12 protein-coding genes are annotated in these 10645 nt (G+C 48.0%); 10 read left to right on the top strand and 2 right to left on the bottom strand.

Features of this window, described 5'->3' with window-relative positions; all coding sequences use genetic code 11:
* From GRP75_RS13445 to GRP75_RS13410, 8 genes are all read left to right on the top strand, one after another.
* Positions 1–1079, top strand: a 1079-nt coding sequence (locus GRP75_RS13445) for a methyl-accepting chemotaxis protein (protein WP_160789549.1), incomplete at its 5' end; no start/stop codon positions are given.
* A 130-nt stretch (positions 1080–1209) separates the two neighbouring features.
* On the top strand, positions 1210–1572 hold the full coding sequence (locus tag GRP75_RS13440; protein ID WP_023986563.1) for a DUF1304 domain-containing protein: 363 nt from the start codon (positions 1210–1212) through the stop codon (positions 1570–1572).
* A 156-nt stretch (positions 1573–1728) separates the two neighbouring features.
* A complete protein-coding gene (locus tag GRP75_RS13435; protein ID WP_160789548.1) occupies positions 1729–3348 on the top strand; it encodes an ABC transporter substrate-binding protein in 1620 nt (539 codons plus the stop codon).
* A 72-nt stretch (positions 3349–3420) separates the two neighbouring features.
* Positions 3421–4371, top strand: a complete 951-nt coding sequence (locus GRP75_RS13430; protein WP_023986565.1) for an ABC transporter permease — start codon at positions 3421–3423, stop codon at positions 4369–4371.
* A 4-nt stretch (positions 4372–4375) separates the two neighbouring features.
* Positions 4376–5221, top strand: coding sequence for an ABC transporter permease (locus GRP75_RS13425; protein ID WP_013308329.1), 846 nt, complete (start codon positions 4376–4378; stop codon positions 5219–5221).
* Between the two features lie 57 nt (positions 5222–5278).
* Positions 5279–6316 carry an ABC transporter ATP-binding protein gene (locus tag GRP75_RS13420; RefSeq protein ID WP_160789547.1) on the top strand — a complete coding sequence of 346 codons (1038 nt, stop codon included), beginning with the start codon at positions 5279–5281 and terminating at the stop codon, positions 6314–6316.
* Positions 6309–7271, top strand: coding sequence for an ABC transporter ATP-binding protein (locus GRP75_RS13415; RefSeq protein WP_076295727.1), 963 nt, complete (start codon positions 6309–6311; stop codon positions 7269–7271). The genes GRP75_RS13420 and GRP75_RS13415 overlap by 8 nt, the downstream gene beginning before the upstream one ends.
* Positions 7272–7320: 49 nt before the next feature.
* On the top strand, positions 7321–7776 hold the full coding sequence (locus GRP75_RS13410; protein ID WP_160789546.1) for a hypothetical protein: 456 nt from the start codon (positions 7321–7323) through the stop codon (positions 7774–7776).
* Positions 7777–7846: 70 nt separating this feature from the next.
* On the opposite strand, the gene GRP75_RS13405 is transcribed toward GRP75_RS13410, so the two are convergent.
* Both GRP75_RS13405 and GRP75_RS13400 read right to left on the bottom strand, forming a co-directional pair.
* A complete protein-coding gene (locus GRP75_RS13405) occupies positions 7847–8461 on the bottom strand; it encodes a hypothetical protein (RefSeq protein ID WP_076265106.1) in 615 nt (204 codons plus the stop codon).
* On the bottom strand, positions 8454–9329 hold the full coding sequence (locus tag GRP75_RS13400; protein ID WP_231517208.1) for a hypothetical protein: 876 nt from the start codon (positions 9327–9329) through the stop codon (positions 8454–8456). The genes GRP75_RS13405 and GRP75_RS13400 overlap by 8 nt, the downstream gene beginning before the upstream one ends.
* A gap of 177 nt (positions 9330–9506) precedes the next feature.
* Between GRP75_RS13400 and GRP75_RS13395 the strand changes: the two genes are divergently transcribed.
* Positions 9507–10064, top strand: coding sequence for a GNAT family N-acetyltransferase (locus tag GRP75_RS13395; protein ID WP_160789545.1), 558 nt, complete (start codon positions 9507–9509; stop codon positions 10062–10064).
* 271 nt (positions 10065–10335) lie between these two features.
* The coding region (locus GRP75_RS13390; protein ID WP_272917203.1) for a PEP/pyruvate-binding domain-containing protein at positions 10336–10645 on the top strand (310 nt) is incomplete at its 3' end.

Here is a 10645-nt window from a genome sequence, read left to right as displayed (position 1 = left end):
CGGGCAAGACGCCTTATGACGTACAGTATCGTTTGAAGCTGAAGCATGGAGAATACCGCTGGTTCCGGGCTACCGGAACGACGATCCGCGATCAGCAGGGAGTGCCACTTCGGATTGCGGGCGCTCTGTTGGATGTGCACGACCAGAAGATCAAGTCCGAGGAGTTGCAGGCTCTAGTTACAAGATATGATCTCATCAATCGTGTTTTGGTGGAGGCTCCATATGATGTCATTCTGGCTGATGGAGACATTGAGAACCCGGATAATATATTTTGGTGGTCCCAGCAATTCCGCCACATCTTGGGCTTTAAGGATGAGCAGGACTTCCCGAGTGTACTAAGCAGTTGGAGTTCGCGTATACATCCTGACGATGCCGAGCATGCGTTTAAGGCTGTAGTTGATCATTTAAATGACTATTCAGATCGTACGCCATATGACATGGTGTGTCGCTTGCAAAGTAAAAATGGCGAATATCGCTGGTATCAAAACAGTGGAAGAAGCATACGCGATAGCAAGGGAGTGCCTATTCGTATTGCCGGGACCATTCGTGATATCACAGTGGAAAAGGAAAAGCAGGCTGTCGCGGATGAGCTTACGCTCAAAATCCAGCATCTCTCCGATTCCATTACGGAAATGGTGAACGGCGTTAACTCGGTTAGTAACCAGGCGCAGGAGCTGGCAACGGCTCAGGAGCAATCGACAGAGGCAGCGAATCAAGCCAAAGTCAGTGCAGAAGAAACTCAAAACATTTCCAACTTCATTAAAGAGATTGCGAATCAAACAAATCTGCTGGGTCTGAATGCTGCCATTGAGGCATCGCGTGCGGGCGAGCAGGGGCGGGGTTTTGCGGTAGTCGCAGATGAAGTGAGAAAACTTGCCATTCACAGTGCTGATGCGACCGGAAATATCGAGACTAGTCTGGACGAAATGAAGACACTCATCGAGCGGATTTTGCACAATATCGGTAACATGTCTACGCTGACACAAACACAAGCCGCGCTAACGCAGCAAGTGAATGCATCTACAGACGAGATCAACAGCATGTCCAAAGCTTTGTTGGATTTTGCGAGAACGATGTAAGGCTTCATGTAGAAATGAGGCCGGGCCTTAGGCTCGGTCTCTTTACTGTTTTTGGAAGATGAACTATACTTTTCGAGGATAGATCTAAAAATCACCTCATAGTAACTTTATGTGGAAAAGAGGAATATACTTGAGCTTACTTAGTTCAATATTGGTCGGAATTGTAGCTCTGGAGCATGTGTACATTCTAATATTGGAAATGTTTCTGTGGACGACTCCGCGGGCGATGCGTACGTTCGGCACCTCGAAGGAGCTGGCGGAAGCAAGCAAATCCTTGGCTGCAAATCAGGGGCTGTACAATGGCTTTTTGGCAGCCGGATTGGTGTGGGGCTTGTTCTATCCGGATACTGTGATCGGGCGGCAAATCCAATTATTCTTTGTCATTTGTGTGGTAGTGGCTGCGTTGTATGGTGCATTAACTGCTAATAAGTCTATTTTATTAAAGCAAGGCCTGCCTGCCATCCTGGCACTGATCAGTTTGTGGATACTCTGAAGACACCCTTACCGGGTGTTTTTTTCTAGATTCGATCACATAATGTCTGGAATGCTAATGACAAGGGGAATAAACAGTTTTTGATCGATTGTAAATCCGACTATTCCGATTTATAATAAATTTATTACATACTAAGAGGACACGGGGGCTAGAGCGATGCGTCGTAATTTGACTGGTGTATTGGTATTAATTGTATTAATGTTGGTTGTAAGTGCATGCTCCGGCGGGAATTCTGGATCTACGTCTGAGACGAATGGGAATACGCCTGGTACAGCTACCACAACAGCTGATAACGAACAGCCTAAAGATGGCGGCAGCCTGATCATTGGCGTACAAGCTGATCCGGTGGTGCTGAATCCGAACTATGCGGGTGACCGGGTAAGTCTGACGATAGACCAGGCGATATTCGCACCATTGTTTCAGGTGAACAATGGCAAAAAGACATTTTATTTGGCAGACAGTCTGACTCCTTCAGCAGACAAGCTGACTTATACACTAAAATTGAAAAAAGATCTGACTTGGCATGATGGCGAGAAGCTGACAGCTGACGATGTCGTTTTCACCATTAACAAAATTTTGGACGAGAAGCAGCACAGCTTTTTGAGAAGTAATTTTATGGTTAATGGCAAACCGATTCAGGCGAGCAAGGTTGATGATACAACGGTCGATTTCAAGCTTCCTCAGCCATCTCCTGCTTTTGAGGCAGCACTGGTACAGGTATCCCCGATTCCGAAGCACATTTTCGAGAATGAAGCGGATATTGAGAAAAGCACAAAAAACAATTCTCCAATTGGATCAGGTCCTTTCAAATTTAAAGAGTACAAAACCGGTGAGTACGTTACACTCGAACGGTTCGATAACTATGTTGGCGGAAAGCCGCATCTGGATTCAGTAACATACCGGATTGTTAAAGATTCGAATGCTGCGAATTTGGCCCTTCAAAATGGTGAGATCAATGTAAACTATCTCGATCCACAAAATGTAGAGACCATTAAGGCAACAGATAAGTTTGACATTTTCCCTTACAGCGAAGGTCGCTTGGCTTATCTGATGTTTAATGAAAACAGTGATACGAAGCAGTTGAACAAAAAAGAAGTACGTCAGGCGCTTTCTTATGCATTGAATCAGGATGAATTGATTCAAGTCTCCTATGGTTCCAAGGATTATGCAGATACTGCGAAATCTGCTCTGACACAGGATGTACTGTATCACACGAACGACGTTGCATTTTTCAATAATGATGTGAACAAGGCGAAGGAGCTGCTGAAATCGGCTGGAGCTGAAGGACTGAAGCTGCGCATTATCATTCCGGGCGGCAACAAGGTACAGGAAGCACAAGCGCTCTATATCCAGCAGAAGTTAAAGGACATAGGCGTTCAGCTGGACGTGAACAGCATGGATTCCTCAGCATGGTCACAAAAGTTCGTCGATACGAATGCCAAGGACTTCGATCTGGCGATCAGCGGCTATATCATGGGGTATGACCCTGACGCGTATCGTATTTTGTATAGCACCGGATCGTCCTCCAATTATTCGCATTATTCAAATAAAGAAGTGGATAAGCTGCTGGAAGAGGGCGCGGGTGAGTCGGATACGACTAAACGTGGAGAAATTTATAAAAAGGTACAGGAGCTGCTGGCTGAGGATGCTGTCATCTACCCGATTGCTTACACCAAGACTATTGTAGCCTTCGACAAGCAGTATGGCGGTATTGATCAGGCTGTGTTGAAGCCGGTCGTGATTTTCGAGGATTTGTCCAAAATTTATCACAAATAAGACAGGGTTTTCAAAAATAAGCTGGGCTAACCAGCTTATTTTTTTCGAAAACAGCAAGGGGAAGGGAAACGTATGAGACAACTCATCGCCAGAAGGTTGCTGCAAGTTATACCGATGCTATTTTTTGTGTCCATCGTCTGCTTCGGCTTGATCAAGCTGGCTCCAGGTGATCCGGTTCTCTCTTTTGTTACACCGAATATGCATCTGGAAGACATTGAACGAATGAGGCATAGCTTGGGGCTGGACCAGCCCGCTTATGTGCAGTACATATTATGGCTTAAAAAGAGCCTAACGGGTGATCTCGGCTACTCGCTAATTAATCACCAGCCTGTGCTGGATCAGATTCTCGATCGTCTACCGGCTACAGCCGGGTTAATGGGCGCATCTATCATACTGGCTGTGCTGATTGCAATTCCACTCGGTTTGACGGCTGCGGCTAATCGGAATCGCTGGATCGACAAGCTCATTAATCTGATGTCGTACATCGGGATATCTGTTCCGCTGTTTTGGCTCGGTATTTTACTTATTTATTTGTTTGCGATTTATCTGCACTGGCTTCCGAGTACAGGGATGCGTACCATCGGTACGGACTCGGTGCTCGATGTGATTAAGCATGGAATTTTACCATGTTTTGTACTGGCTTTCGGCTTTCTGTCTGTGTATGTGAGGTACATCCGTTCCAGCACGATTACGCAGCTCAAGGAAGAGTATGTGCAGATTCAATACGCGTTCGGGTCTGGAAAAAGACTGGTTTTGTTTCGACATGTGCTCAAGCATGTGCTATTGCCCATCATTACACTGCTCGGAATGTCGGTTGCGGACCTGGTGGCTGGAGCCATTGTGACGGAGACGGTATTTTCCTGGCCGGGCATTGGCTCGCTGGGTATGACGGCGGTGAAAGGGATGGATTATCCCGTCATCATGGGGATTACTTTATTTTCCGCTCTGCTGCTGATCCTGGGTAATCTGCTTGCAGATATCTTATACAGCATTGCGGACCCGAGAATTAAATCAACGAGGTGAATTCATGAATCGGAGCAAATGGCGCAACATCGGGATCGAGCTGATGACGAGCAAAATGGGCGCCGTCGCCCTCATACTATTGATCGTATTCTCGCTGGGGGCGATTTTCGCATTTTTATCGCCGCAGGACCCAAATAAGTTGAACGTGCTAGAGCGTCTCCAACCGCCGGGAGCGGCACACTGGTTTGGGACGGATGATTATGGGCGGGACTATTTTACAAGAGCACTGTACGGTGGACGTGTATCATTGCTGGTAGGCTTTGCGTCCATGATTATTGCGACCAGTATCGGTGCAGTGGTAGGTATTGTGAGCGGATATTTTGGAGGATGGATCGACAATCTGCTTATGCGGGTTTTGGAGCTGATCATGTCGATTCCGTCTTTCTTGGTTATTTTGTTGCTGAGTGTGTTTTTGAAGCCGGGCGTCGGCAATATCATTGTCATTATCGCCCTGCTCATGTGGATGAACATTGCCCGGGTGGTTCGTGCAGAGACAATGACGTTGCGCGAACGGGAGTATGTACTATACGCCAAAGCTTCGGGACAAAGTACGTTTGGTATTATTATGAAGCACATCGTACCGAATCTGATTCCGGTAATTATCGTAGGGGCGACGAACAATATCGCTTCAGCGATTATGATGGAATCGTCACTGAGCTTCCTCGGCTTTGGTGTTCAGCTACCGAACGCTACGTGGGGCAGTATGCTGAATAATGCCCAAGGATATATTGCACAGGCCCCATATATGGCATTATTCCCAGGTCTACTTATTTTACTGACTGTGTTGAGCTTTAATGTTTTGGGAGATGTGTTGCGTGTAGGCTTTGAACCCAAATTAGTAAAACGATGATCATAGCACAAATCCATTACAAATGGCTCCAGGAGCGACAGGAAGGAGCGAAACACAATGACGGAACATCTACTGTCCGTCGAACAGCTGGAGGTCTCCTTTTTCACTCGTGAAGGGGAAAATCAGGCAGTTCGAGGGGTTAGTTTTCATATTGATGCTGGAGAAACGGTAGGAATCGTAGGAGAATCCGGCAGCGGCAAAAGTGTTACAGCGAAAGCGATCATGTCGATGATCGCCCCGCCGGGCAAGCGGCTGAGCGGCGATATCCGTTATCGGGGACAAAGTCTGACCGCTCTGACGGAAAAGCAATGGCGCAAAATACGCGGAAACCAGATTGCGATGGTCTTTCAGGACCCGATGACCTCACTGAATCCGGTCAAAAAGGTTGGCTATCACCTGGTTGAGGTGATCCGCAGACATCGAGGACTGAGCAAGGAAGCGGCTACGCAAGCAGCTGTAGAACTGCTGCGACAAGTAGGCATTACCGAGCCGGAGCGCCGAATGAACCAATACCCGCATCAATTCAGTGGCGGGATGCGCCAGCGGGTGATGATTGCCATGGCGCTCTCGTGCAGCCCGGAGCTGCTGATTGCAGATGAGCCGACTACAGCGCTGGACGTGACGATTCAGGCGCAAATCTTGGAGCTGCTCAAGACGCTGAAGCAGCAATCCGACATGTCGATTGCTCTGATCACCCATGACCTGGGCGTCGTCGCCCAGGTGTGTAGCCGTGTCATCGTCATGTACGGCGGTATGGTGATGGAGGAGGGGCGCGTGGACGATATCTTTTATCGTCCGGGCCACCCGTATACGCAGGGCCTGCTGCGTTCTGTGCCCCAGCGCACGAACGGCTTCCGCGAGCGGCTGGTGCCGATTGAGGGCACGCCGCCAGACCTGCTGAACCCGCCATCGGGCTGTCCGTTCATGGAACGGTGCCCGCATGCGTTTGCCCGCTGTGTGGAGCGGCCGTCGATGGTGGAGCTGCGCCCGGATCAGCGAGCAGCCTGCTGGTTGAACGAGCCGGACGCAGTGCCTGCTGGAGTCTACGAGACGCCCGAAGCGGGGCAAGCGGAAGGAGGGAATAACGGTGAGTGAAGCAAACGATGTATTGGGTGAGCATCAGCCCTTGGTAGAGGTACACCAGCTTAAGAAGCATTTTGTGACCGCAAAGGATTTGTTAGGGCGTAGCTCTGAGGTGCTCAAGGCGGTGGATGGCGTGAGCTTTCAAATCAAGCGTGGTGAGACGTTCGGACTGGTCGGTGAGTCAGGTAGTGGGAAATCAACGGTTGGACGCTGTCTGACACGGTTATACGATTATACAGAAGGTACGGTACGCTTTGACGGTCAGGATATTTCCAAGCTGAACGACAAACAGCTCAAGCCGCTGCGTCGGCGCATTCAAAGTATTTTTCAGGACCCATATTCCTCTCTTAATCCGGGTATGAACGTGCTTGACCTGATCGGTGAGCCGATGGATATTCACAGATTGCATCAGGGGAGTGAGCGTAAGGATGCTGTAGTGGCTTTGCTTGAAAAGGTAGGGCTGAAGCGGGAGCATCTGTATCGCTACTCGCACGAGTTCAGCGGCGGGCAGCGCCAGCGGATTTCCATCGCTCGTGCTCTGTCCGTGAACCCCGAGTTCATCGTCTGTGACGAGCCGATTTCGGCACTCGATGTGTCCATCCAGGCGCAGGTCATTAACACGCTGGAGGATCTCCAGCAGGAGTTCGGGCTGACGTACCTGTTCATCGCCCATGACTTGTCGATGGTGCGGCATATTTCAGACCGAATCGGTGTGATGTACCATGGGCGACTGGTAGAAGTAGCTGATGCAGATGAGTTGTATGAGCAGCCTGCTCACCCTTATACGCAGGCGCTGCTGTCCTCCATCCCTGTGCCTGATCCGAGAGCAGTCGGAGAGCGGGAGGGACTGGAGGGGGGCTTGGCCCAACCAGACGGCTCATTAGTATGGGACAAGGATAACAACAGTGCAACCGAGCTGAGAGAAATCAGTCCCGGCCATTATGTAGCATACCCGGTTAACCGTTAGGGTTAAGAGCGGTTGTACGATGTGCATGACCCAAAGGAGGTAAAAAACGATGACTGAATTGACGAAAAGAGTACGTATTTCCCAATGGGACGCACTCTTGCTGGAATCATTACGCTCTTTAGGCTGGTCCCAAGACGAATTAATCCGTCGGGTGCAGCAAAATGAGCTGCCAACGGACGGACCATCCGATTTTGATTATACAGAGCTTGTCACCGGGCTGGCGTCCAAAGAGCCGGAAGTGTTTGTCAGCGCGGTAACGGACGGATATCAGATCAAGTACAATACGATCCGGGGCATTCGTTCGTGGATTGCCGTTGCGTTCGGGCGGGAGCCTGAGCTGTCACTGGAGGAAGGAAGCGAAGCTGTTACATCCGAACTGACGAAGGCTGAGTATGATCGGCTGGAGAGAGTGCTGTCGTTAGGCTGGTTCATCCAGGAATTACGTCCCGCGGCTGGCGAGACTTCAGGATTATACCGAATTGTACCTGCTTCACAGACGAATTAAATATTGTTTATGGAGTAAAACACTTCACCAGAGATTGAAACGAGCTGACCGTGAAGGCCAGCTCGTTTTTTTAATGCAATCCTTCTTCATCTTTTTTATTCAGCATGACCAGACTATTGTGAATGACCCGTGTCATGCAGTAAAAGAATGCCATTCTGGTGGTTTGCATGATAGCTCCCAGCAACATGGACATCGACTCCATATGGGAAAAATGTAAGATAAGAATCCGGTTAATAATCCCTTCACCAAACCAGACAAAATATAGCGGAACAATCATCTTTTGAATATAACGCGCTTTGCGCTCCAATTCGGGGTGGAGCGCAAAGTAGCTATAAATATGGGTGAATGTATTGGAGAATCCCCACAAGTTAATAAAAGGAATCATGCGAGCAATGGCTCCCACGGTACGAATCGGATAATCGGAATGCTTTTGCCGGATGGCTTTATGTACTTGAACTAGCCAGATCAGATAGGTTACAAAACACATGTAGTACAGAACAAAGCTAAAAACTGTAAATTTTTGCTCCAGCTCGTATAGATGATCGTAATAAAAATCATTTGCGTAAATATACACTAACGTAAAAATAAGGATGAGAAATTCGCCCATAGTGCCCACTGCTAGTAAGGCTTGATGTACACTGCCAGCTGTCTTGGACGGGAATGCTTTGGAATCTGAATCATTCAAGATGTACTTCCTCCCAGTCTAGTTGCTTCAAATACACGATAGCATCCTCCAGTGTTTCTACGGGGATAATGCGTAGCTTGAGTCCATGCTCCTTTTGGACTCGGGCAGCTTCTGCTTCGTTGCCTTCCTCACCGTACCATTCATAATCTGCCGGTACGAAAAATAGATCAACCTTTGCAGCCTCGGCTCCCAGCAGCTTTTGCTCCAGTCCACCGACCGATCCGACATCTCCGTATTCTTCCATCGTGCCAGAGCCTGCGATTTTGTGACGTCCGCCATCTGAAAAGTCGATGTTATTGGCTTCCTCATACAGTCCGATGCCTGTCATCAGACCCAAGGAATTTCCCGAAAGATCCTGCAAATGAGTCAATAGCTCCGCATAGCGAGCATCCTCCAATTTGCTAAGATTCGAGAACGTCGCCGTAGCCTCAGCTGTGTCGCTGTCTACGCTTAATTCCGTCGCTGCATGTACGGCTTGCATGGCAGAATATTTTAGCGTGTCCGTCTCTGTGAGGTCCTTCAAATAAGAGTCCACTTCATCAGGGGCAAGGGGTTCAAATGTAATCGCTCCCCCGGATACATTTTCACTGGAATATACATTCCAACGCTCCAGGAGATTGTTAGCAATACCCGTTTGAACAGACGCAAAAAACACGCTTCCCTGAACGCCAAGATCTTTGACCGGATGCATTTCTCCTTGCAAAATATACTGTGCAGGCATAGGCCGTGTTCCAATAAAGGCAGCGATAGCCGGGATCAGCAGCAGCGCGAAGATGAGTATACGTTCTTTGTTTATGCCAAATATCTTTTTGAGGAGATATGGATTACGGCTTGGCACCTCATTCACAACCTTTCCATCTTTTCTCATACGGATATCATCGGTTGAAATGATTAGAAAGGTTACATTTTTCACCATAAATGATCGATAAGAGTATAGCCGTATTTATATTATAGAGGTAATGAAGAGGATGATTTTGTAGATTTAGACGCTCATTTTTTATGCTATATTTTATACATAAGGAAAATTTGAGAGTTGAGGTGCAGCATGACATCAATGACTATTGTCGAATCATCCGTCAAACCAGGATTAATGGCTTTTCAGGCAAGCACTGAAGATCAGGCTGAGGTTCAGGAGTTAATTTTAAAGACGGCCAGATGGCTGCACAGCAAAGGCTCCACGCAATGGGGCAACTTACTTAAAGGAAAAGATGATCACAACTTGGGCGGCGCTATTGCACGCGGAGAAGTGGTTATTTTCCGAGCATCGGAGGACCATAGCCTGGCAGGCGCAGTGATCTTGCAGCAGCAGCCCAGTGCATGGGACCGTAAGTTGTGGGGACTAGACGAAACGGATTCTGAAGGAGGAACCTCAGTATATCTGCATCGTTTGGTTGTGGATCGCGATAGCACCGGGAAGGGGCTAGGCCGTGAGCTGATGCAATGGATTGAACAAGGCATCCACTTCACAGGCAAGGATCGAATCCGTTTAGACTGTATTGCGGGAAATGACAAGCTTAGCGAGTTTTACACACAATGCGGTTATACGTATATAGGCGAAACGAACGGCTATAATATTTTTGAAAAGATGCTAACAGAGATGTAGAAAAATAAAATCTGAGCTGAGCAAAGGGACGTCTAGACAGATGTCCTTTTTGTTTTTTTAAGTCGTGTCATTCTATCCCGATATACGTCTAATTCCGAATTAAAGTGTTTTATAAATAAGTTTATTCATTAATTAAAACATCATAAATGAATGTTATAGGTATATATTACGTCATATATATTGAAATTTCCTCCTGATTTGTGTTACAACTTTAAATAGACATATAGATTAATTCAGGCATGTATCTCGATAAGTGGAGGGAATGAATTTAATGCTGAAAAGAGTGTACTCATTTAACGAAGGTAAGTTGGGGATGAAAGCGCTACTAGGAGGAAAAGGCGCTAATCTCGCGGAAATGACGACACTGGGTCTCCCGATCCCTCCCGGCTTCACGGTGACCACCGAGGCGTGCCGAGCCTATTTTGCTTCAGGCGGCAAGCTTCCGGAGGGCTTATTGGGGGAGATCGTAATCGCCCTGCACGACATTGAGGAAGCGCAGTCGGCTATATTCGGAGATACGGAGCGGCCTTTGCTGGTATCTGTCCGTTCAGGCTCGGTAACCTCAATGCCCGGTATGATGG

Origin of the sequence: Paenibacillus sp. OT2-17 (genome assembly GCF_009827695.1) — a bacterium.
Taxonomy (GTDB): domain Bacteria; phylum Bacillota; class Bacilli; order Paenibacillales; family Paenibacillaceae; genus Paenibacillus; species Paenibacillus polymyxa_B.
Note: the sequence above shows the minus strand (reverse complement) of the source record. Positions and strands in the feature narration are given on the sequence as shown.